General features: G+C 62.1%; 23 protein-coding genes and 1 tRNA gene. 7 read left to right on the forward strand and 17 right to left on the reverse strand.

The genetic code is table 11. The features are described 5' to 3' along the window. Window positions 1-7 precede the first annotated feature (7 nt). The 3 genes from GJR98_RS00465 to GJR98_RS00475 all read right to left on the reverse strand — a co-directional run bounded on the left by GJR98_RS00465 (window position 8) and on the right by GJR98_RS00475 (window position 3,205). On the reverse strand, window positions 8-1,921 hold the full coding sequence (locus GJR98_RS00465; RefSeq protein ID WP_151134399.1) for a DUF2070 family protein: 1,914 nt from the start codon (window positions 1,919-1,921) through the stop codon (window positions 8-10). A 117-nt stretch (window positions 1,922-2,038) separates the two neighbouring features. Beyond that, entirely contained in the window at window positions 2,039-2,590 is a 552-nt protein-coding gene (locus tag GJR98_RS00470) for a GMP synthase subunit A (RefSeq protein ID WP_151134402.1), read from the reverse strand. 90 nt (window positions 2,591-2,680) lie between these two features. Next, a complete protein-coding gene (locus GJR98_RS00475; RefSeq protein WP_151134405.1) occupies window positions 2,681-3,205 on the reverse strand; it encodes a DUF7097 family protein in 525 nt (174 codons plus the stop codon). A 96-nt stretch (window positions 3,206-3,301) separates the two neighbouring features. On the opposite strand from GJR98_RS00475, the gene GJR98_RS00480 reads away from it, so the two are divergent. Both GJR98_RS00480 and GJR98_RS00485 read left to right on the forward strand, forming a co-directional pair. After that, window positions 3,302-3,649, forward strand: a complete 348-nt coding sequence (locus tag GJR98_RS00480) for a DUF192 domain-containing protein (RefSeq protein ID WP_151134408.1) — start codon at window positions 3,302-3,304, stop codon at window positions 3,647-3,649. A gap of 228 nt (window positions 3,650-3,877) precedes the next feature. Further along, complete coding sequence (locus tag GJR98_RS00485; protein ID WP_151134411.1) at window positions 3,878-5,416, forward strand: (R)-citramalate synthase; 1,539 nt, start codon at window positions 3,878-3,880, stop codon at window positions 5,414-5,416. A gap of 42 nt (window positions 5,417-5,458) precedes the next feature. Here GJR98_RS00485 and GJR98_RS00490 read toward each other — a convergent pair whose 3' ends face one another. Together GJR98_RS00490 and GJR98_RS00495 are read right to left on the reverse strand one after the other, a co-directional pair. Next, window positions 5,459-5,638, reverse strand: a complete 180-nt coding sequence (locus tag GJR98_RS00490) for a hypothetical protein (RefSeq protein WP_151134414.1) — start codon at window positions 5,636-5,638, stop codon at window positions 5,459-5,461. Between the two features lie 80 nt (window positions 5,639-5,718). Further along, on the reverse strand, window positions 5,719-6,384 hold the full coding sequence (locus GJR98_RS00495; RefSeq protein WP_151134416.1) for a dihydrofolate reductase family protein: 666 nt from the start codon (window positions 6,382-6,384) through the stop codon (window positions 5,719-5,721). 56 nt (window positions 6,385-6,440) lie between these two features. Between GJR98_RS00495 and GJR98_RS00500 the strand changes: the two genes are divergently transcribed. Then, a complete protein-coding gene (locus GJR98_RS00500; protein ID WP_151134419.1) occupies window positions 6,441-6,785 on the forward strand; it encodes a hypothetical protein in 345 nt (114 codons plus the stop codon). Between the two features lie 200 nt (window positions 6,786-6,985). On the opposite strand, the gene GJR98_RS00505 is transcribed toward GJR98_RS00500, so the two are convergent. After that, window positions 6,986-7,070: transfer RNA gene (locus GJR98_RS00505), tRNA-Ser, on the reverse strand. 146 nt (window positions 7,071-7,216) lie between these two features. Between GJR98_RS00505 and GJR98_RS00510 the strand changes: the two genes are divergently transcribed. Then, a complete protein-coding gene (locus tag GJR98_RS00510; RefSeq protein WP_151134422.1) occupies window positions 7,217-8,167 on the forward strand; it encodes an AAA family ATPase in 951 nt (316 codons plus the stop codon). 33 nt (window positions 8,168-8,200) lie between these two features. Here GJR98_RS00510 and GJR98_RS00515 read toward each other — a convergent pair whose 3' ends face one another. Genes GJR98_RS00515 through GJR98_RS00530 form a run of 4 tightly spaced genes read right to left on the reverse strand, consistent with a single transcriptional unit; the run spans window position 8,201 to window position 11,600 of the window. Continuing rightward, window positions 8,201-8,707 (reverse strand): DUF7519 family protein, encoded by a 507-nt coding sequence (locus GJR98_RS00515; protein ID WP_151134425.1) that lies wholly within the window; start codon window positions 8,705-8,707, stop codon window positions 8,201-8,203. A 6-nt stretch (window positions 8,708-8,713) separates the two neighbouring features. Further along, the gene (locus GJR98_RS00520) at window positions 8,714-9,982 is read right to left on the reverse strand and encodes a DUF58 domain-containing protein (RefSeq protein ID WP_151134428.1); all 1,269 of its coding nucleotides are present in this window, start codon (window positions 9,980-9,982) and stop codon (window positions 8,714-8,716) included. Continuing rightward, the gene (locus GJR98_RS00525; protein WP_225316343.1) at window positions 9,979-10,617 is read right to left on the reverse strand and encodes a DUF7269 family protein; all 639 of its coding nucleotides are present in this window, start codon (window positions 10,615-10,617) and stop codon (window positions 9,979-9,981) included. The genes GJR98_RS00520 and GJR98_RS00525 overlap by 4 nt, the downstream gene beginning before the upstream one ends. Next, window positions 10,614-11,600, reverse strand: coding sequence for a DUF4129 domain-containing protein (locus GJR98_RS00530; RefSeq protein WP_151134431.1), 987 nt, complete (start codon window positions 11,598-11,600; stop codon window positions 10,614-10,616). The genes GJR98_RS00525 and GJR98_RS00530 overlap by 4 nt, the downstream gene beginning before the upstream one ends. 740 nt (window positions 11,601-12,340) lie before the next feature. On the opposite strand from GJR98_RS00530, the gene GJR98_RS00535 reads away from it, so the two are divergent. After that, on the forward strand, window positions 12,341-13,567 hold the full coding sequence (locus GJR98_RS00535; protein WP_151139348.1) for an orc1/cdc6 family replication initiation protein: 1,227 nt from the start codon (window positions 12,341-12,343) through the stop codon (window positions 13,565-13,567). 123 nt (window positions 13,568-13,690) lie between these two features. Here GJR98_RS00535 and GJR98_RS00540 read toward each other — a convergent pair whose 3' ends face one another. Together GJR98_RS00540 and GJR98_RS00545 are read right to left on the reverse strand one after the other, a co-directional pair. Beyond that, complete coding sequence (locus tag GJR98_RS00540; protein ID WP_151134434.1) at window positions 13,691-15,934, reverse strand: amino acid permease; 2,244 nt, start codon at window positions 15,932-15,934, stop codon at window positions 13,691-13,693. Beyond that, window positions 15,931-16,407, reverse strand: a complete 477-nt coding sequence (locus GJR98_RS00545; protein ID WP_151134437.1) for a universal stress protein — start codon at window positions 16,405-16,407, stop codon at window positions 15,931-15,933. Before GJR98_RS00545 ends, GJR98_RS00540 begins: the two co-directional genes overlap by 4 nt. Window positions 16,408-16,944: 537 nt before the next feature. On the opposite strand from GJR98_RS00545, the gene GJR98_RS00550 reads away from it, so the two are divergent. Then, window positions 16,945-17,739 carry an Lrp/AsnC family transcriptional regulator gene (locus GJR98_RS00550; protein WP_151134439.1) on the forward strand — a complete coding sequence of 265 codons (795 nt, stop codon included), beginning with the start codon at window positions 16,945-16,947 and terminating at the stop codon, window positions 17,737-17,739. On the opposite strand, the gene GJR98_RS00555 is transcribed toward GJR98_RS00550, so the two are convergent. The 5 genes from GJR98_RS00555 to GJR98_RS00575 form a co-directional block, all read right to left on the reverse strand. Next, a complete protein-coding gene (locus GJR98_RS00555; RefSeq protein ID WP_225316404.1) occupies window positions 17,722-18,180 on the reverse strand; it encodes an RNA-guided endonuclease TnpB family protein in 459 nt (152 codons plus the stop codon). The two genes, GJR98_RS00550 and GJR98_RS00555, sit on opposite strands and share 18 nt — an antisense overlap. A 48-nt stretch (window positions 18,181-18,228) precedes the next feature. After that, complete coding sequence (locus GJR98_RS00560; protein ID WP_151134443.1) at window positions 18,229-18,423, reverse strand: hypothetical protein; 195 nt, start codon at window positions 18,421-18,423, stop codon at window positions 18,229-18,231. A 47-nt stretch (window positions 18,424-18,470) separates the two neighbouring features. After that, window positions 18,471-19,082 (reverse strand): class I SAM-dependent methyltransferase, encoded by a 612-nt coding sequence (locus GJR98_RS00565; RefSeq protein WP_151134446.1) that lies wholly within the window; start codon window positions 19,080-19,082, stop codon window positions 18,471-18,473. Between the two features lie 73 nt (window positions 19,083-19,155). Next, a complete protein-coding gene (locus GJR98_RS00570; protein ID WP_151134449.1) occupies window positions 19,156-19,764 on the reverse strand; it encodes a zinc ribbon domain-containing protein in 609 nt (202 codons plus the stop codon). 95 nt (window positions 19,765-19,859) lie between these two features. After that, window positions 19,860-20,276 carry a MoaD/ThiS family protein gene (locus tag GJR98_RS00575; protein WP_151134451.1) on the reverse strand — a complete coding sequence of 139 codons (417 nt, stop codon included), beginning with the start codon at window positions 20,274-20,276 and terminating at the stop codon, window positions 19,860-19,862. Between the two features lie 284 nt (window positions 20,277-20,560). Here GJR98_RS00575 and GJR98_RS00580 point away from each other — a divergent pair, with 284 nt between their 5' ends. Further along, entirely contained in the window at window positions 20,561-21,724 is a 1,164-nt protein-coding gene (locus tag GJR98_RS00580) for a carboxylate--amine ligase (RefSeq protein WP_151134454.1), read from the forward strand. The last annotated feature ends 21 nt before the right edge of the window (window positions 21,725-21,745 follow it).

The raw sequence follows: 21,745 nt of genomic DNA on the forward strand, positions 1-21,745 counted from the left end.
GGCCGAATTAGGCCAAGAAGAACACGAGCAAACTGACGGCCATCGACGCGAGGATGACCGCGAGTGCCAACGCACCGCCCATCGAGACGACTGCGTTCGCGTGGCTTGCGAGCGTCTCGGTCCGGTCGTTCCCGAAGATGGTCACCTCGGCGCGTTGGGTCGCCATCCCACCGGTGACGGGTTCGCGGTCCGAGCGCGCCTGTTCGACGAGGTCTTCGATAGTCGCGAGCAGTTCGTCGTGGTCGATCGCCGCACCGACCTGATTTTCGGCTTCGACGGTGTTGACGATGTGCGTGTCCGTCGTCATCACCTCGGCGACGTCTGCCAGTGCATCAGGACCGGTCGTCAGCGTGTCCACGATGTGGTCGCGGAGACCGGGTTCCATGTTGTTGCCGTCGATGAGGACATATGCCGTCACCTGGTCGTTCACGTCCGTCACGGCGACGCGGATCCCGAGTGGACCGATTCCTTCGCGCGGTACCCAGTTGGTTTCGTCCCACGCGGTGCCGAGTGTGAGTGTGCCGCGAGACGTATCTGAGAGTTCATCGCCTGCGAGACCCGCCGCCGTTATCATGTCGAACGAGCGCTTGCTCCCGGGCGTGACGTGACCGAGGTCTGCGCCTTGCAGGCCGTTGTTACAGTTGTGGGCGTCCACCAAGAGGACGTTTTCCAGCCCCGTCGTTCGGGCCTCGGCGGCCGCCGAGAGGCCGACAGCGTACTCAACGTCGTCTGCGAACAGGGGTGCGTACGTCGAGACGAGGACGGCGTCGTCGCCGAATCCCTGTCCGAGCATCTTCGCATCGCCAGACTCGACGCGGACACTCTCCGTCGCCTCGTCGGTGTATTCGATTGTCTCGTAGGCGGCGTCGGCGGCGTCGAGGACCACGTCGACTTCGCGTTCGGTCACGAGGTTGAAGTCGTGGCCGGCAGTCGCGTGAGGCGGGAACGCGAGTCCTTCGGCACGGCGAGCGACTCGCTCGGGGAAGTTTCCGCCGCCGATTTCACCCATCGGACCGGGGTGAATCATCGGGAGGACGAAGCGGGCCTTCTCGGTTCCGTCGTTTCTCTGGAAGGAGAGGACGGTCACGGGGACGATTGCCTCCTGACCGAGTTGCTCGAAGAAGTCTTCGAGTTCGCGCGTTCCCTCTGCGACGTGACCGATGAACCCTCGGATGAAGTCGAGAACGGACACGCCGAGACTCCGGCGCCACGGTCGGTCGACGACGCGGAGGAAGGTGTAGACACCCAGCGAGTAGATGACGCAGGTAATCGCGAGGAGTTGGAAGTGACTGAGCGCGATTGCCGAGAGTTCGGGTGGTGCCCGGTCGGGGCGGGCGAGATACGGCAACAGATACGCGTCGAGGATGGGGCCACCCACTTCGAAGAACCGAAGCGTTCCGCTGTAGATGAACAGCAAGGCCGCGGACGTGAGCGTCTGGATGCTCGCCGGAACCGCTGCAATCGGAAGCGACGACCGGGACACAGCCATGATGATGAGCAGACGGAACGCGAACACTGACGCGAGGGCGACGACGAGGGCGTCGAAGACGAATCGCTGGCCGAGTCCGGTGAACACCGAGATGATGGCCGCGATGGTGACGAAGGTCACGATGATGACTTCGCCCGCCAGTGCGAGGAGCGACGAGCGGTTGTGGGTCAGTTTTCCGCCGACGAATCGGTCGACGCCGGTGGTTCCGAACGCCGCGACGACAGTCGGAATGCCGATGAAGAAGATACCCTCCCAGGCGTCTCTGCCGAGGAAGAAGATGCCTCGCCACGAGCCTGCGAGGTCGCCGGAGTCGAACGCCGCGATACCGGCCATCGCGGCGACGAGCAAGGCGAACCCGAGACTCGTATACCAGTTGGGCGCGCGGAAGATGAACCGCGACAACCCAGCGAGGTCGCTCTGCGTGGAGGTCATTTTCCGAACAGACTGATTCGAGTGGGGTAAATCCCTCGTATTATTCCGACCGGAAAAGGCTGAGAGATAGATGAGGGTCGAGCAGGCCTGCGATTTGTCGGCCCGACGCGACCGAGTTTATTGTTCGCAGATGGCGATGAAGTTCTCGAAGACTTCCTCACCCTCGTCGGTGTGAGCCACTTCGGGGTGCCACTGGACGCCGTAGAGGTTTCGCTCGGTGTTGCTCATCGCTTCGATGGTACACACGTCGCTCGTGGCAGTGTGCGTGAACCCTTCGGGAACTTCCTTCACTTCGTCGGCGTGGCTTGCCCAGACGCGCGTCTCGGGGGCGAGCGAGCCGATGAGTGGGTCGTCTTCGTCGAGAACGTCGACGTCGACGTCGGCGTAGCCACCGTAGTCGCCAGAGCCAACGCGGCCGCCGAGTTCTTCGGCCAGAATCTGCATGCCGAGACAGATGCCGAGAACCGGAACGTCGAGGTCGAGGTAGTCAGCACAGCGGCCGATGCGGTCCATGTCCGGGCCGCCGGAGAGGACGATGCCGTCTGCGTCGATGTCTGCAGGGTCCGTGTCGTTGTCGATGAGGTCGGTGTCGACGCCGAGGTCACGGAGTGCGCGCTGTTCGAGATGAGTGAACTGCCCGTGGTTGTCGATGACGACGATGCGGGTCATGTCCCGCATTGGACTAGCGTGCCTAAAAGTGGTTCGAAGGACGTCCGAGATGCGCGTATCCGTGCATCACATTGGCATATTTGTCGAGCATCACTCGTCGGTGGCGCGTTCCCGTGCCGACTGAAATCCCATTTCTTCGAGCTCCTTCGTCCGTCGCGCTTCACGTGCAGCGATGGCCTCCGGGTCGGGAGCGGCGTCGTCGTCGATACGGGCGAACGACTTGTGGACTTTCGTGTGGCACCATCGACACAGTGCCACGGTTATCTCGTGTGATGGGTCCGGTCCGTCACGACTACCGTACGAGAGGTGGTGTTCTTCGAGGAGCGGACGGGCAGTCGAGTCGTGTGCCATACGGACCTCTTCGATGCCACAGCGGGTACACTCGCGGCCATTCGTCGTCGAGGCGTAGTGCGGACAGTCACGAAAGTCACAGTCTTCGGCGGCGGCGACACACTCGTAGTCGACGCGTGCACGCTCGCGGGCGAACGCCGGGTCGCGGTCGGCGTACTCGCGGGCGAGGCGGCACTTCCCGTCGCTGGTGAGGTGGTCGCACCGCCCAGCGTGGTCGTAGGGGTCGTCGACACCTACGGGCGTGCCTGTCGGCGTCTGCTCCATGCTGCGGGGTCAGGCCGGCGTGTGTGTAAACGTTGCTCTCGTGGAGACCGTCTTCTTGGCGGTGGATTCATCTTTCACTCTGTCGAATATACATCTGTGAGGCTCGTACACCGACAGAACGGCGACCAGACGACGCTCGCTTCGAACGTCGAAACCGCCGATTCGTTCCTCTCGAAGGCCCGCGGCCTAATGTTCCGTGGGTCGGTCCCCGACGACTATGCCCTCGTCTTCCGATTCGACGACGCCGACCACCACAGTCTCCACATGGTGTTCGTTCCGTTCGACATCGACGCACTGTGGCTCATCGGCGACGAAGTCAAACAGAAAAAGCGCCTGTCTGCGTGGACAGGTATCGGACTCGGGATGGCAGACACCATCATCGAACTCCCCGCAGGCGCCGCCGAGGACGTCAATCCAGGCGACCTCGTCCAACTATCCGAGTGAGACGGGCGCGTCGGCAGCGTGAGACAGCCGTGTCGTCACCGAGTGACGTAGCGTTAGCGCCAAGGAGACACCAATTTCTGTCAGAACCATCTCTTTTATACACTCTTCGACATATGTGTTCAATTACTATGTCGGGAGATACCACACCGACGGAGGATAGAGTAAGTCGTCGCGAGACGGCTGGCTGTGAAATTCAACGGTTCTAACTTACAAGGACACGATTCTACCGTGAACGAACGATTCGGGAAGACCCCCGAGCTACGCACTTCTGAGTCAGTACAGCTGTTAGACACGACACTTCGCGATGGCGAGCAAGCGCCCGGCGTCTCGTTGACGCCGGGCGAGAAAGCAGATATCGCACGCGCACTCGACCGCGCGCAGGTCGACTACATCGAAGCAGGAAGCGCCTGCACCGGTCCCGGCGAACGCGAGACCATCAAGCGCGTCACGTCGCTGGGTCTGGATGCGACGGTGACGAGCTTCGCTCGCGGCGTCCAGAGCGACATCGACCTCGCACTCGACTGTGACGTCGGCGGCATCACACTCGTCGTCCCGGCGAGTGAACGCCACATCGAGTCGAAAGTCGGCACGACCCGCGAGGGTGTCGTCCAGACGACCAACGAACTCGTCGCGTACGCCAAAGACCACGGTCTGTGGGTCGAAGTCATCGGCGAAGACGGCTCTCGTGCCTCGCCGGAGTTCCTCGAAGAACTCGCGCAGACGTCTCACGACGCCGGCGCAGACCGGTTCTGTTTCGCCGACACGGTCGGCCACACCAGTCCCGAACACACGTACGAAGTCGTCTCACGACTCGCCGAGTACGGGCCGACGTCGACCCACACGCACGACGATTTGGGGCTCGCGATGGCGAACGTTCACGCCAGTCTGGCCGCGGGTGCGGACCTCGTCCACACCACGGTCAACGGCATCGGCGAACGCGCCGGCAACGTCGCCCTCGAAGAGGTTGCAATCGCGCTGAAGCACTGCTACGGCGTCGAGACCGTCAAACTCGACGAACTCTACGGACTGGCCCAAAAAGTCGCCCACTCGACGGGCATCGACCTGCCGCCGAACAAGGCAGTCGTCGGCCAGAACGCGTTCACGCACGAGAGCGGCATCCACACCGACGGCACGCTCAAAGACGACGCGATGTACGAGCCGTACCCACCGGAGATGGTGGGGCGCGAACGACGCCTCGTCCTCGGAAAGCACGCCGGTCGTGCCGGCGTCAAGGCCGCACTCGACGAACACAACGTCGATGCGACCGACGAGGAAGTCATGGCCGTCGTCAACCGGGTGAAGGAACTCGGCGACCGTGGAAAGCGCGTCACCGACGCCGACCTCCTCGCGTTCGCAGAAGACGTCCAGGGGCGCGAACGTGACAGACAGGTCGAACTGCTCGACCTCACGGCAGCGTCCGGCGGTGGAACACCGACTGCGAGCGTGCGACTCCGCGTCGACAACGAAGAGCGCGTCGCCTCCGGAACTGGTTCTGGTCCGGTCGACGCCGCGGTGAAAGCAGTCCGAAAAGCACTCGGCCCCGACGCAGACGCCCAACTCGACGAGTACCACGTCGACGCAATCACCGGCGGGACCGACGCCGTGGTGACCGTCGAAGTGACCATGTCGCTCGGTGACCGGAGTGTCTCTGTCGCGGCATCGGACGCGGACATCACGCGGGCGAGTGTGCAGGCGATGGTCGATGCACTCGACCGTCTCCTCGAACCAAGCCACACAAAAGCAGAGCCTGCATCTGCTGACGACTAATTCGTCGTCCCGCTGTTCGCGATCGTCCTCGCTGTGTCGCGGTCAGCGCGTTTCTTTTGCGACGAGGTAGGTCCATCCACCTCGGCGCTCGAACCCGATGGCGTCCTCGCCGAGGGTCGACTCTGCGTAGTCGGCAACCCGTCCGGTTCGGACCGTCGTGACGTCTATTCGGCGCGTCCCGCCGTCTTCGCTCGTGTTCGTGTTCGCCGCATTCGCACTCATACAACGGCAAATGTCCGGAGAGGATATGTATCGAATCCTAGTAGAGTGAAAGTGAAATCGGCAGACAACAACGAGTCGTGTCAAACAGTGTCGTATCGAAGCCAGACGAGGCCATCGTCGAGTAGCTCGACTGCTCGCCGGCGGAGTTCGATACCCTCATCGGCCATGGTTGGGCCAGGGTCAGGGCCACGACAGAACGTCCGAGCAGACTCGCCACCGACGAGTCGCGGGTGGGCGAGAACGCTCACCTCGTCGACGAGTCCGGCACGGAGGAGGACACCCGAGAGGGTTCCGCCGCTATCGACGAGTACAGTCTGTGCGTCGTACGCTGATTCGAGTGTCGCGAGCGCGGCCGCGAGGTCGACTCGGTCGTCACCCGCTTCGATGGTCTCGACGCCGACCTGTTCGAGGTACACGCGGTACTCGTCGGGCGTGGAGTGGGAGACGAGTGCGACGCCGCGACTCCAGAAGGGAGTTTCGAGGAGGCCACGCCAGTTTCGAATCCGCCCGCGACTGTCGGGGACGACGAGCAGTGGACACGAGTCGTCTCGACGCTCGAACGGGCTGAGTTCGTCGGGGTCGTCTGCCGGTGGGTTTGCCTCGTCCGCGAGGAGCGTCTCACTCCCGACGAGGTGGACATCGGCGTTCCACGTGGCCGCGAGTTCGTAGAATGTGCCAACGTCTGCGGGGAACCCTTCGATACGGCCGTCGAGGCTGACGGCGTTGTGTACGACGACGTGAACCATACGAGACGTAGGTCACACACGGGCAAATCGACACCGCGCCGTACAAGGCCCCGGAGATGCGATATCCGAACGTGACAGACGCCACGTTCGTCGTCGACATCAAGCCCTCGGCCCGCCGAACCAACGGCGCAGTCGGAACGCTCGTCAACCGGCGAGGACGGCGTCACGTGTTCAGTTCGCGCGACGACGCCGAGATGTGGGCGAGTGGACTGTCGAGTCGTGGTGGAGTGTCTGTGTGGATTCGCCGCGCCGACCCGCGAGACGAAAGCGACGTGGATGCGTATCTGGTCGGCAGGCGTGGGCGAGAGCCAGTGCTGGCCGGTGCGTACGACAAGCGACGGCGCCGGTTGCGTGGCGGTGAGGATGGCGAGCAGAAGGCGTTCGAGTCGTTTACCGATTGAGTAGTGCTGGGTGACTGACGCTCCGCGTCACCGACTGGTTCTTGAGAGAATGTAGCGCCGAGGGTGAGAGTTGAACTACGTCCAGACGTGCTCGCTTCGCTGCGCGCGACTGGCCTCGTTAAAATCTCAGGTCGTCGAACATCCTCGTCACGCGGGGCGAGAGACACGGAAGTCTCTCGCGGGGTGACGTTCGGAAGAAGCGCCGAGGGTGAGATTTGAACTCACGTGTCCGAATGGACAGTAGATTTCGAATCTACCGCCTTGGCCGGGCTAGGCTACCTCGGCTTCCATCAGTTCATCTCTCGCGGATAGTTTAATCCGTTTCGATTTCGAGAAGCTTCGGGTGGCGTGACCACGTGACGAAACGGCGACGACTAACGGACCAGTACGACGACCAACGGGACTAAGTTTCACGCAGACGCGGGCGTAGCATGGACATCGACCAGGCGAGCGAGACGTGTTCACGGGTTCTGGACACCATCTCGGGCGCCGTCATCGCCGAGCGGTCGTTCCTCGAAACCGTTCTCACGGGCGTCCTCGCCCGTGGTCACGTCCTCCTCGAAGACGTCCCCGGTACAGGGAAGACCCTCACCGCCCGCAGTGTTGCGACTGCACTCGGCCTCTCGTTTTCGCGCATCCAGTTCACTCCCGACCTCCTGCCCGCCGACGTGACCGGGACGAACATCTACGACGAACGCGACCGGTCGTTCGAGTTCTCACCCGGCCCCGTCTTCGCCAACGTCGTCCTCGCCGACGAGATCAATCGTGCGCCGCCGAAGACGCAGGCCGCGCTCCTCGAAGCGATGGAAGAAGGACAGGTGACCGTCGACGGCGAGACGCACCAACTCCCGAAGCCGTTCTTCGTCATCGCCACGCAGAACCCCGTCGAACAGGAGGGGACATTCACGTTGCCGGAAGCACAGGTCGACCGATTCGTCGTGAAGTCGGCGATTGGCTACCCAGACCTCGACGGCGAAGTCGAACTGCTCCGCCGACGCGCCGGTCGTGAAGAACAGAGCCCGAGCATCGAACGCGTTCTCGACCGCGAGTCTGTCGTCGCCATCCGGCGCGCACCAGAACAGGTCCGCGTCGACGACGACCTGTTGCGCTACATGGCCGAACTCACCCGTGAGACTCGAACCGACCGACGCGTCCGTGTCGGCGTCTCACCACGCGGAACCCAACGACTGTTCGAAGCGACACGCGCCCGCGCCGTCATCGAGGGCCGGACGTTCGTCACACCCGACGACGTCAAGCGCGTCGCGCAGTCCGTCCTCGCTCATCGACTCGTTCTCACCCCGGACGCCCGCGTCGAAGACGTGCAGAAGGCAGACGTGATTGCCGAGGTTCTCGACCGGGTGTCTGTGCCGACGGTAGACTGAGCCCACGTACTCCTCCATCGTCCGCGAACGACGTCACCTCCTGACCCACGCGACGAGCGCGATGACGCCAACGAGGAGTAACACGACGGCCGCGATGGGTTGCCCGCCAGACGCGACAACCCAGAGTGCGTAGACGACGCCAACCCCGACAGTGAGGACGAGGAGCGTCGTCGCCGCGTGGACGACTTCGAGACGGGTCGTGTCCGTCTCTCTGCCGAGGTGGTCGCCGACAGAGAGCGCATTTTCACCGACGTCCCACGCGAGAATCGACGCGACGGCCCCGAGGAGGAGTGCTTCGACGCCGACACCGCCAACACCGCCGAAGATGAGTGCGAGGAAGAACACGCCACCAGCCACGTCGAGGATGCGGCGAGACCCACGGGCCAGTCCTGCGGCGAGGACGACGGTTCCGACGAGGCCACCGAAGCCTGCAGTCGTCGTCGAAAAGGCGAGTGCAAGGGTGGCGAGGCCCCCTGCAGAGAGCGCCATCGCCGTTCCAGTCCGCGTTGGCCGTCGGGTGATTTCACTCATTTCGTTCACCTCCGCTCACTGCGACCACCCCAACTCCGCTCTGGCGAGCGCGACTGCGAGTGGTTCGTCTCCCCAATCGACGACGCGAATCCCGGCGCGCCGCAGGTCGCGGAGACGCAAGTCACGTTCGAGGCGGGCGAGGCGGGCACCGACGGTTCGTGTGGTAGTCGGGTCCGGTGAGACCACCGTGACTGCGTGGCCGTACGCCTCCAGTCGTCGGGCGACGGAGACAGCGTAATCGTCGGTGAGTGGCGAACAGAAGATGACCTGTGCGTCACTGGAGAGGCGTCGTCGCAGGCGGCGAATGGCGACAGAGGGGAAGAATGCCTCAGTCGGCGGTGTCGGTGCGAACGCGGGATGCGTCGCGAAGACTCGTCGAGCCCGAGCGCGGTGGTCGGTCCCTGCCGACGGTGCGACCCAGCACTCGTTCGGCCCGAACGCGGCGATGCCGACGCTATCGCCGCTGTCGAGGAGCGCCGAGAACGCGATACTCGCCGCATCGACGCTCCGCTCGACGGCCGTCTCGGCGTCGGCGTTGGGGGCGACGTGTGCCTCTGCCCGTGTGTCGATGACGAGGACGACAGCAGCAGCGCGTTCTTCGCGGAACTGCACCGTCGCGAGTTCACCTGTTCGAGCGCGACGATTCCAGTCGATACGCCGAATCGGGTCGCCGTGGCGGTACTCTCTGATGGAGGCGAACTCCAGTCCCGACCCGGGAACGTCTGTTTCGACGCGACCGGCGTACTTCGAGGTGAGGCCACGAAGTGGGAGGTCTGCCGTCGCCGCGAGTTCGGGTTCACATCGCATCGTGGTCTCGGTACGCATCGTCTCACGGCGCTCGACGGTTCCACTCGGGTCGCGGGCGATGACGACAGTGTCGTCCCACGTGTGTTCGCCGCGAATCGCCGAGACGGTGTACGTCGTCGTCGCGGTTGCACCGGGGCGAAGCGCCGTTCCGAGCCGGGCGGGGCCGTCAGAGACTGCCAGTGCCGGCGGGACACCGTCGACGATTCGGAGGTCGAAGAGCGTTCGCGACCCCTCGTTGGTGACGCTAAGCGTGACTTCAACGTCTTCGTCCGGTGCAGGCGTCGAATCAGAGAGTTCGCGCTCGATGTGGAGTTCGACCTCCGGAACTGCAGCGATGCGGACGTATCCGAGGAAGACGACGCCGAGTCCAGCGAGTAAGAGTGGTGCTGGTTCACGGGTCAACACGCCCGCCGCCGCGGCGATGAGGACCAACCCTTCGAGGCCGCTCCAGCGTTCGGTATCGAATCCTCGGGTCATTCGCGTTCTCCGTCGGTCGGCGATGCACGCGCAGTTTCGTGTGGGTTGGCGTGTTCCGTGCCTGTCGAACCGGACTTGGCGTCCGTCGAGTCGCGTCCAACACGCTCTATCGCCGCGACTGTCCGCTCGACGCGAGCGACCAACACAGACTGTCCAGACAGGAGGAGTCGAAGTCGATACCCGAGTGGAACCGACACGTCCGCACCGAGGAATCGGGCCGCGACGACGTCGTCTGTCCAGCCGCCGGTGTCAACGAGCGTTGCTGCAGCCTCCGGGGTTCGACCGTCACGAAGGACGAGCGCACGCACTGCACGCTGTTCGAGTCGGTCGGTGAGTCGCTCGCGAGCGCCCCACGTTCCCCGGCGCGTCATGGCCGACACGAGTTCGGTGTCGAAGTCAGCACCGGGGGCGGGAACTTCGACGCGAACCTCCGGGTCGCTGGTCGTGGTGGTTCGTGTGGTCGTCGCGCGGCGGCGTTGCACGTATCTGAGGCCCTGAAGCGTAGCGAGAGCCGCGACCAACCCGAGGAAGACGTCGGTAAGTTGGAGGCCGAGCGAGACACCCGCGACGACGGCGAATCCAGCACCTGTCGCGGCGACACCGACGAGAAGCGCGAGCGACCGTCTCCTCGTCATCGTCGTTCCCCTGGTCCGCGGTCAGTTGCCGCCTGCCCATCGGCCGCGTAGTTCGACTCGATGTTGCGGAGGGCGTCGACCGCACGCTGTTCGCGGTCTGTCGTCGCTTCGGCCCCACCGTATCGGACCTCCTCGAACAGCGTCGTCAGTTGCGTCACGTCTTCTCGCGCCATGCCTGCTTCGACGGCAACGGCGGCGAACTCTGCGGGAGTGGCGGACTGTCGGTTGGGCACAGAGAGGAGGGACGTCATCTCTGCCCACGCGCGGAACACCTCGTTTTCGACACCCCCTGTCCCGGACTCGATTCGTTCGGCAGCGTCGCCAGCGGCCCGGCCGACGGCAGCGACGTCCGGTCCATCTTCGGGAACTGTCGCTTCGGTACCGTCGTCACCGTCAGGTGAGTCACCGGTGCCGGTGACGAGCATGACGAGGGCCGCCACGAGTGCGACCACGAGCAAGAGACTGAACAGTGCCGTCGGGGGTGAAACACTCTGGACTCCGCCAGCACCCTCTCCGAGGCTTCCACCACCACCGGGGGCGAACACCGAGATGTTTCCCACGGCGGCAGCGGCCTGTGTCGAAAGCGAGAACTCTCGGCGACACGCGGTCAGGAACCCGAACAGAAGGACGACCGGGGGACCAAGTGCCAAGACGACGGCGACCGGCGGGAGGAGTGACCGCGTCTCCCAGTAGGCGTATCCACCGAGGAGCAGGAACCCAGCGAGGACGAGGCCGACGACTTCGGGAGAGAGAAGCCACGGGAGACACGGCGTCGGAATGCTGATTCCTTCGGTATCGCCCGAGAGTGGCTGAAATCCAGTGTCCTGTGTCTCGCCAGCGCCACTGCCTCCAGCGTTACCAGCACCGAATCCAGAGGGACCGCCGTCTGTCACGACGGTCGAGTCGATCGTAGCCGCCGCGACGGCGAGCGCGACGACCGCGAGGAGGGCTAGTGCGAGCGCACCGTACGCAGAGCGGTCCACGACACAAAGTAACAGTATCCGAGGTAAAGACATTTCGAGGACGACACCACGCTGGCACGGAAATTGCACCACGAGAGGCCCCACAGCGACTTACAGCGACTCACAACGACCCACACCGAAGCGGTGATAACTCGTAGCGAACTCAGCGTGATGGCCGATGGGACAGACCACCGATGCACGTGAATGTGCACGCACAAAGTTCACTCAGAGACCGGCAGCTCAGCCCTCACACACCACGTTTACAAGTGAATGGCGGGGGCTGACCGAAGGTAAAACCGACCCACAGACACCACCGTTTCATGTGAAGCGCTGCGAACATGCGAGGGGCCCGAGTTCGGAGAGACCACGATTACAAGTGAATTGGTTCGAGTGACCGTTGTCGGTTACCCACCACCACTGCAGGTGAATCACGGGGCATAACGCCTCTTCTCGTCGAATTACCGCGTCGAGAATCACGTGCGGCTGTGGTTCCGACCACCCCTTCATGTCAGCGCTTTAGTTGAAGAGACGCACTGTTGTTCTTCTAGAGACTCTCGTCTCTCACTATTCACTTGTAACAGTGGTGTGTGTCTGTTCAGTAGTAGTCAGTCAGAGTAGTAGTCAGTACCAAGATAGACCGGTCGTCCAACCAACGCCCAACCCGTACCCCACCGTCCACAGACGAACACCGCGAACGAATTCACATGAATCAGATGAAATCGGGGTTTTAAATAGGGGGACGGCACAACGACCCGATGTTAATGCGCCGGTTCGAGCGAAAACAGAACGTCTTCGTCAACAAGGACGCCCTCGGAGAGTCCTACAAACCCGAGCGCATCGAAGAGCGCGACGACGAAATCTCGGAGTATATGGACGCCCTCCAACCCGTCGTCGACGGGTGGGAACCGAACAACGTCTTCCTGTACGGAAACACCGGCGTCGGAAAGACGGCGGTGACGGAGTTCCTCCTCGAGATGCTCCTCGAAGACGTCTCCCAGTACGACGACGTCGACCTGAGCGTCATCTCGATCAACTGCAAGACGCTCAACTCGTCGTATCAGGTCGCGGTCGAGCTCGTCAACGAACTCCGGCCGGCCGGCGCGGAGATTAGTTCGACTGGCTACCCCCAACAGACCGTCTTCAAGAAGTTGTTTCAGGAGTTAGACGACGTCGGTGGGACGATTCTCATCGTCCTCGACGAAGTGGACTCCATCGGCGAACGCGACGAACTCCTCTACGAACTTCCTCGCGCACGCTCGAACGGCAAACTCGAAGATGCGAAGGTCGGCCTCATCGGCATCTCGAACGACTTCAAGTTCCACGACCAACTCGACCCACGCGTTCAGGACACGCTGTGTGAGCGCGAACTTCACTTCCCGCCGTATCAGGCCCCGGAACTCCAGAACATCCTCGAATCGCGTGCAGAAGTCGCCATCGCCGCCGACTCCTGCGAAGAAGGTGTCCTCAACCTGTGTGCCGCGCTCGCTGCCCGCGACAGTGGAAGCGCACGACAAGCCCTCGACTTGCTCAGGTTAGCGGGCGAACACGCCGAGAACAAAGACGACGAGCGAATCACGCTCGACCACGTCGACATCGCACGACAGAAACTCGAACAAGAGCGCGTCGTCGAAGGGATGCGAGAACTCACCGAGAACGGCCACTTCGCACTCCTCGCAGTGGTCTCGAAGGCGGCCCACGACGAGACACCCTGCCGCATGCGAGACCTCTACCAGGAGTACCTCCGTCTGTGCAACTCCGCCGGTATCGACCCACTCGCACAACGGTCGGTTCACAACCACCTCTCGGACCTCCGGATGCTCGGCATCCTCTCGGCCGAAGAGAACCGCACTGGGTCGCGTGGGAACTACTACAGTTACGCGCTCGACGTTCCCTTCTCCAGCGCGATGGAGGCGCTTTCGGACGTGCTGTCGCTCGACTCCGTCCTCGGCGAGATTCGAACGAAAGCCCACAAGACCGAAGCAGTCTGATCGGGAATCCGACATCGTCTGAACAGGCACGTCAACGTAGTCTGAACAGGAAGCAAACGTCGTCTGTTTTCCCCGAGACCAACACGCACTAAAAAAGAGCGTCGCGGCCGTTCAGGCCACTGGTCAGCCGAACAATCTCTCCCGAACGGACCGCTTCCGGGGGCGTTCGGCCAGCAACACTGTCGTGTCGAGGTCGTCGAGCACGGACAGGTTCAGCGACCCACCGACGATTCGAGACAGGAGCCCTCGCTCCGTCGCCCCGACGATGACGAGCGACTTCTCTGCCGCTGCGTTTCCGATGGCTGTTTGGACGTCGCCCGTCTCGACCAGCAGTTCCACGTCTTCCAGTTCGTGGTCCGCGACCCACTGCTCCAGGAACTCCTGACCAGTCGCGAGGTCGTCGGCGACGTGCAGCACCGAGACGTGCGCGCCAGTCGTCTCCTGCAACGCCCGCGCAACCGCTGCAGACAGGTCAGATGAGTGGCCACCCGCCGTCGGCAAGAGTATCTCACTCGGGTCGAATCCTCGTTCGTCGAGGACGAGCACGTCACACGGGAGTTCGTGGGTCAGTTCGTCGAGCGCGCCCTCGGCTCGCCCGCCGGCGAGTTTCGTTCCGCTGTGGCCCATGACCAGCCTGTCTACCTCGTGTTCGCGTGCCACGTGGAACACCTCAGCGAGCCCCTCGTGAGAGAGAATCGTCCGAGTTTGGACTGGAACACCCAACTGCTCGGCGTCGCGTTGTGCATCGGCCATGAGTCCCCGCGACGTCTTCGAGAGACGGTCACGTTGCTCGGCCGCGGCTTCCAGCGACGTCTGGTCTGGCACCTGTATGACGTGCGTCGCGAGAACATCGCCGCCGTCGTGTTTCGCGAGTGCGGCCCCGAGCGTCACGAGTGCTCGCTCAGTTTTGGGGTTCGAGAGTGCGACCATCGTCGTAGTGGTGGTCTCGGAAAGGCCCGAACCGTCCGGTGCGACAGTTGCCGCCGCACCGACCACGGACGGTGGCAGGTCGTCGCGTCTGTCGAGGATGTAGCGGCCAAGGAGCCCTTGTCTCGTCGTCTGCCGGCGTGCGTACAAGGCGTACCAGACGACTGCACCGACGACGAACAGCGCAGACAGGATGAGTTCCTGTCCACCGACGAACGCGAGGAGCCCCAGCGACAGGACGATGCCGGCGAGTGGCGTGAACGGGTACAGCGGTACCTTGAACGCCGGGTCGTACTCTGGGTCGGTCTCCCGAAACACGATGAGTGCGGCGTTCATCAGCGCGTAGACGACGAGGTGGAGCACGCTCGCGGCCTTCGCAAGTACCTCGATATCCCGGCCCAGTGCGGCGATGAAGACGATAATCACGGCACCAGTGATGATGATAGACCGGTAGGGCGTCGCGAACTTCGGGTGAATCTCGTTGAGCCAGTTGGTGACGATTCGGTCGCGGCCCATCGCGAAGTTGATTCGGGCAGACGCCAGAATCGATGCGTTCGCGCTCGAGGCCGTCGCCAGCAACGCGCCCAACGTCACGATCGTGACTGCGACGCCTGCGAGACCACCGGGGAACGCGACTTGCGTCGCCTGCGTGAGCGGTGCGCTCTGGCTGAGTTCCGGCCACGGAACCACGCCCAGCATGATGCTCACGAGAATCGCGTAGAGAACGGTCACGATGGCGACGCTCCCGATAATCGCCAGCGGGAGGTTTCGCCCGGGGTTCTTCAGTTCCTCGGCGACGGTCGCAATCTTCGCGTAGCCGAGGAAGGAGACGAACACCAGTGCCGTCCCCGGGAGGATTGCACCGTATCCGAACGGTGCGACCCCACCGTCACCGAGGAACGTCGCAAGGTCGAACGACAGCCATCCCTGTACTGCGAACAGGGCGAGGATTGCCAACAAGATGGTGACGATAACCGTCTGCACGCTGCCAGTCTCCTTCGCGCCGATGTAGTTGACGCCGACGAAGATTGCGCCAGCGATGAGCGCGCCGACCTGCACCTCAGTGAGGAAGAGGATTTCCGGCATCGAGACGAGCGTGGCGAGGTACTGCCCGAAGCCGATACTGTAGAACGCGGAAGCGAACGCTAACCCCACCCAGTCGCCGAGGCCCGCGATCGAACCGAACAGCGGACCGAGGGCACGGTTGACGTAGTAGTACCCACCGCCTGCTTTCGGCATCGCAGTTCCAAGTTCGGACACGGACACTGCGTTCACCAGTGCGATGAGCCCACCAACGACGAACGATGCGATGACGATGGGTCCGGCGGTACTGGCAGCAACCCCCGGTAAGACGAAGATGCCCGCACCGACCATCGTTCCGATGCCGATAGTCAGTGCCGACAACAGTCCGAGGTCTTTCGCGAGTTCCTCGTCGCTCATCCGCTGACCTCCGAATCGTTCGTTCCCGAACCCACTCTTCGTGACGAGCGGGCCTCGTCAACCGCGTGGAGCGACACGACTGGCACCTCAGAGTTGGCGACCAGTCGGTCTGCGGTGTCGCCCGAGAGTAACCGGACGAAACGGTTGCCTCCACGGGGGAGGAAGGCGATAGCTGTGGCGTTGGCGTCGAGTGCCGTCTCGACAATCGTCTCTGCAGGGTTCGTTCCAAACTCGACGCGTGTCTCGATGGGAACGTCGTCGTCGAGTCGTGATTCGAGGGCCGAGAGAATTCTCGTCGCATCGGAGAGTCGCTTCTCCATGGGTGCTTTATCCACCACTCCACCGCCTTTTTCGATGACGTGAACGGCGGTGATGCGCTGGAGAGTGTCGAGATGCGGGGACAGCGCTGTCGCGGTTGCGATCGCGTCGTCCTCGTTTGCGATGGGGACGACGATGTGGTCGAACAGGGACATCCTGTCAGCCACCTCCGCCGACCGTCGACGAGAACCAGCGTTGACTCGCCTGGGTATCTGTCGTTTTCGGCCACGATGGGACTCTCGATGCCTGAGTGGGCAGACGAGACGTGGTTCTCACTGGAGTTTCGTTCCGGGAGTTGCTGTCGATTGGCTCACTATCCATGCCCGCACCTAGTTCCGATACAATATAAATTTGCCCAATATATTTTCTATACCGAAAATTCACGCACCATAATTTTTCAATACCGAAATGGAGGCGGGTGGCCGGAAACTTCGGTACACGTCAGTTCGCCACACTCCCCGAATCTGACCCACGACCGAGTCGACAGCGCCTGTGAGCGCTCTCGCGCCACGCCTCGGTCTGGCGTCGTGACTCCTCGAATCGCGCTCCAGTCGTGGTTTGTCGGCCGACAGCGTGAGTGTGGGCAGCCTCACGCGGGGTGGTTTCAGCGTGAAAAAGAGCTGTTTGAACCAATCGTTATATGAGTCTGGTGTGTACCGGATTTCGGAAACCGAAATTTCGCCCACCCGCATATGCCATATCGAAACACCGACCATCGACTCGACGAAATCGACCGACGCATCCTTCACGCACTCATGGACGATGCTCGTAACACCTCCGCCAGCGCGCTCGCGGCAGAGGCCGGTGTTTCCGGAGCGACGATTCGCAATCGCATCCACAAACTCGAAGACGTGGGTATCATTCGCGGATACACCGCACAGGTCGACTTCGAGTTGGCTGGTGGCAAACTCGCCAACCTCTATCTGTGTGACGTTCCCTTGACCGAGCGCCAAGCACTCGCCCACGAGGCGCGTGCGATTCCCGGCGTCATCAACGTCCGAACGCTGATGACCGGCCGCCGAAACCTCCACGTCCTCGCAGTCGGGGACAACACCAGCGACCTCCGACGTGTCGCTCGGCAACTCACCGACATCGGAATCCACGTCGAAGACGAAGACCTCCTCGAAGAGGAGTTGTTCGCCCCGTACAGCCCGTTCGACCCTGACGACGGTGAACAGGCGCCCGAGGCGAACGACTTCATCAGTCTAACTGGCAACGCGAGCGTCGTTGAGGTCACCGTCCAATCGGGGGCGGCCATCGCCAACCTCGCGCTCGAAGACGCCGCCAAACAGGGCATTCTGGACGAAGAGACGCTCGTCATCGCAATCGAGCGCGGAGACCTCGAACTCACCCCACACGGTGACACCGTCATCCAACCGGACGACATCGTGACCGTCCTCTCCAGAACTGGCGGAGACGCGGATGCGCTGTCGGCATTTCGGGAAGCTGAACCAGAGTCGACCACACAGTCATCGACCCACGACTGAAGTCGTGGGCTTGTCCGTGGACTCCCGGTCTGACGACGAAACGTCGTAGGCGGTGTAATCGCCATTCCCGTTCACCATCCCAGACTTGAGGGCGAGATGACCGTCGCCCAACCCATCGGGACGTTTGCCCGATGGTAAAGTTAGCAACTTCAAACCGATGTTCTTCGAGGCGTTGTAGTCACCGTCAACCGAGTAGCCACACTCGTTGCACTCGAACCAGCCATCCAAATTACGATTCGTGCTGGACTGATGGCCACACTTCGAGCAGGTTTGACTCGTAAACGCGGGCGGAATCTCCTCAACACGAATCCCATACTCGGTGGCCTTGTACGCCAGCATCTCTTGGAGTTCGCGGAACGCCCAGTTGTGCATCTGACGCTTCACTTGGTCGTTCCCGTTGCCCATCCGCTCGCGGATGTGGGTCAAGCGTTCGACGGCGATGTACGCAGAGGCCGTCTTTCCGAGCGACTGTGGCCTCCACGTCGCTACTCAGGCCGGTCGGTCTTGTTGGAAGAGTCGCCAGAGCAGTATCACGCTCACGAGTGAGAAAGCCACGAACAGGACGAGTGACCCCGAGGCCGGTGCGTCGCTGAAGACACTCTCTGCTTGACTCACCGCACCGACCAGCGTAATCACGAAGAAGATGACCAGGCCTCTCCGACTCGGACCGACCGGACTGTCCATAGCTATTCATGTGCGCGAAGATACATGAACTTGCGGGAGGCTGTGAGTCAGGAAGAGAGGTTCGCCGCACGTCGCGCGAACACGAACTCACTCTTCGTTCCGAGGGGGTCGTCCGCGACGCGCGTCTCTAACTGGTCGAAGCCTGCATCTCGGAGGAACTGCAGTGTCTGTGACCGCCCAGGCGACGAGAAGAACATCTTCCCTCCCATCCACCCACGCCGGACGGTTTCGAACCGCCCACCCGGAAGCGTCATCAGGAGTGTTCCGCCGGGTTTCACCACGCGTGCGAACTCACGATAGACCGCCGGATGCGACTCACTCGGGACGTGAAACACCGCATGATACGCCGTGATGGCGTCGACTGAGTCGTCACGGAGCGGCACCGAGAGCATGTCGGCCAGCACCAACTGTGCGGCCGGAACCGTCGCCGTTGCCAGTTCGAGTCCGCGTCGAGAGAAGTCGAGACCGATGCTCCCCGCTGGGAGGTTCGCGAGCGTCCGCGCACCGTCGCCACATCCGACGTCGAGGACGACTGGATTCTCTGGGAGGTCTCTGAGGAGGTTAGAGAGGAGAGCGGCATCAGACCCTGTCGGATCTCGGGTTCGGGCGTACGCCTCGGAGACGGCATCCCAGGCGTGACGAACCGCGTTTCGGTCCATGTCAGTCGTAGGAAGCGGGACGAGATAACGGTCTGTCCGTAGAAAAAGGTCTCAAGACGCCGTTAGAGTCGTCTCAGGTGGCAGTCTCGTCTTCCCTCTCGGAGGCTGCATCAGTCTCTTCGTCTTCCAATTCTGCATCCTCGTCCACCTCACCAGTTTCCTCCTCAGTCTCTGCTCCCGTTTCAGTGTCGCCTTCTGCGACGGCACTCGATTCGGTCTCGATTAGCTCTGGACCATCGGTTTCTACCGCAGGTGCGACGGGCACTTCGTGCGCGTGTTCTTCGGCCCGAAGTGCTTCCGCCCGAAGTTCCGCCCTCGTGTACGCATCGTAGATCGAGAACAGCCAGACCGCGGGGAACAGGATGAACCCCACGAACAGGAGCGTCGATATCGCCGCGCCAATCGTCGCCACGATGAAGACGAGGCCGCGTTCGAGTTCGCGGTTGTATATCTGACCGAGTCCCGGAAACAGCGCCGAGAGCACGGCCGCGACGAAGGGGTTTCCACCCTGGAGGATGTCGTCTACCGCCGAATCGACAGACGACTTCGGCGGCGCACGCTGGCGGACACCACACGAGGGGCAGATTTCGGCCTTCTCGTCGATGATTTCCCCACAGTTGCGGCAGAACACCTCGTTCGGACCGCGCTCTCGACCGGGTGTGTTAGCAGAGGACGTAGACATACTACTGATAGTTCTCGAACACTCCTAAACTTACCCCGTATCGAGAGACGAGGAGACACGCAGCAGGTGTCGGTACAGAAAGAGACGAGAAGAGGTCACACACAGAACATAAACGGGTAGACGAGTGCCACCCGGTCACCGTCTTCGAGGTGCGTATCTAACCCGTTCAGATTCTCGTTGAACACGCCGTTTATCATTACTCGCGCGTACGCACGAGTCTGCTCGCCTTCCGGGTTCTTTCGCCACGTCCCGGGGAGGTGCTTGGCTTTGACCCAGCCGCGGGTCGTCGAATCCGACTCTCGCGTTGCCATCACCAACTCGCGAACGTCGTACTCGTCGAAGAACGCGTCGAGGAACTCTCGGAGCGTCTCGCCCTCGAAGCTGTACTCGAGTCGGTGAGTTCCAATCGCCGTTCGCACGTGACCGGTGAATCGTGCTTCCACCGTCGTCTTGGATGAGGTCGCACTCGTGGTCGAGTCGTCCGTGGTCGACTTGCTGCCTATTGTTCTCATACGGTCTAATACGCGAGTCAGACAGATGAGTGTGGACCCGGACATGTTCAGATGCCACGGACAGGCCACCACTATGTAGACCGCAAGAAACCACCGTTGGAACCCCACCCCCGCGAATATTATCTACTTAGAAGTCGAATAGTCACCTCAGTGTCTATTTCATTTCGTTCTCACTCGCCGGGAGTTAGGATTGCAGACAGGCGGTCAGCTCCCTCGTCTGTGGGGTGCCGGGAATCAACAGTAGCGTGTCGAACAACCAGACCGTCACAGACAACTCACCTGTAATGACGACAGTATTCGTGACAGACGGGCAACGACGCAGTGCACTTGCTGTCGTTCGTTCCCTTGGTCGCCACGGCGTGACGGTAGTCTGTGGCGAATCGACGAGAATTACCACCTCGTTTGCTTCGAAATACGTCGACAAACGAGTCGTCTACCCCGACCCGCAGACCCATCCCGAGGCGTTCGTCGACTTTCTCGACGAGTATCTCAGTACCCACGACGTCGACGTGTTACTCCCGGTCGAACACGCTTCGACGCGGTTGGTCAACAAACACAAAGACCGACTCTCGAAACACACACTCGTCCCAGTCGCCGGACACGAGGCGTTCGAGCGTCTCGTCCGAAAAGACCACGTGATGCAACAAGCCGAGCGGCTGGGCATACCGGCCCCACGAACGGTGTACCCGGATACTGCCGATGAGGCGTACGAACTGGCCAGAGAGCTCACGTTTCCAGTCGTCATCAAACTCCGCGATGCAGCAGGGTCGAAGGGGATTCAGTACGTCGACGACCTGGAGGCATTCCGAGACGCGTATCGAACCGCGTGTCAGCTGGGCGACCGCCCACTCGTGCAAGAACGGATCCCACGAGAGGGACGCGGCGTGGGTGCTGGAATCCTCAGGTGGGATGGAGAGATAAAAGCACGATTCGAGTATCAGCGCCTTCGTGAGTTCCCGCCGAGCGGTGGCCCCTCGACACTCCGTGAGAGTATCCACGACGACCGGTTGTTCGAGGCAGCGAAAACGCTCCTCGACGATGTCGACTGGCAGGGTGTGGCCATGGTCGAATTCAAACTCGACCCTCGGACGGACACCCCGATGCTGCTGGAGGTCAACCCTCGGTTCTGGGGGTCTCTCCACCTCCCGTACCGTGCCGGCGTCGAGTTTCCATGGCAGTTAGTGCAATGTGCACTGGGAAACGACCCAGAGCCGGTGACAGACTACCCCGAAGGGGTTCGATGCCGATTCTTGCTCCCTGGAGATATCTTGAATCTCGTCAGTCGACGCGACCGGGCCGCCCTCCGCGAGTTCTTCCCACTCGTCGAACCAGGCGTCTACTACGATATCCTCGACCGCACTGACCCACTGCCGACCGCAGCGAGATGTGTGGCGATGGCCCGGTACACGTTCGACCGAAACATGTGGAAACACGCGATACTTCGCTGACTGAGAGCGAATACGGAGTGT

It is taken from the genome of Haloferax marinisediminis (assembly GCF_009674585.1).
In the GTDB taxonomy this organism is placed as follows: domain Archaea; phylum Halobacteriota; class Halobacteria; order Halobacteriales; family Haloferacaceae; genus Haloferax; species Haloferax marinisediminis.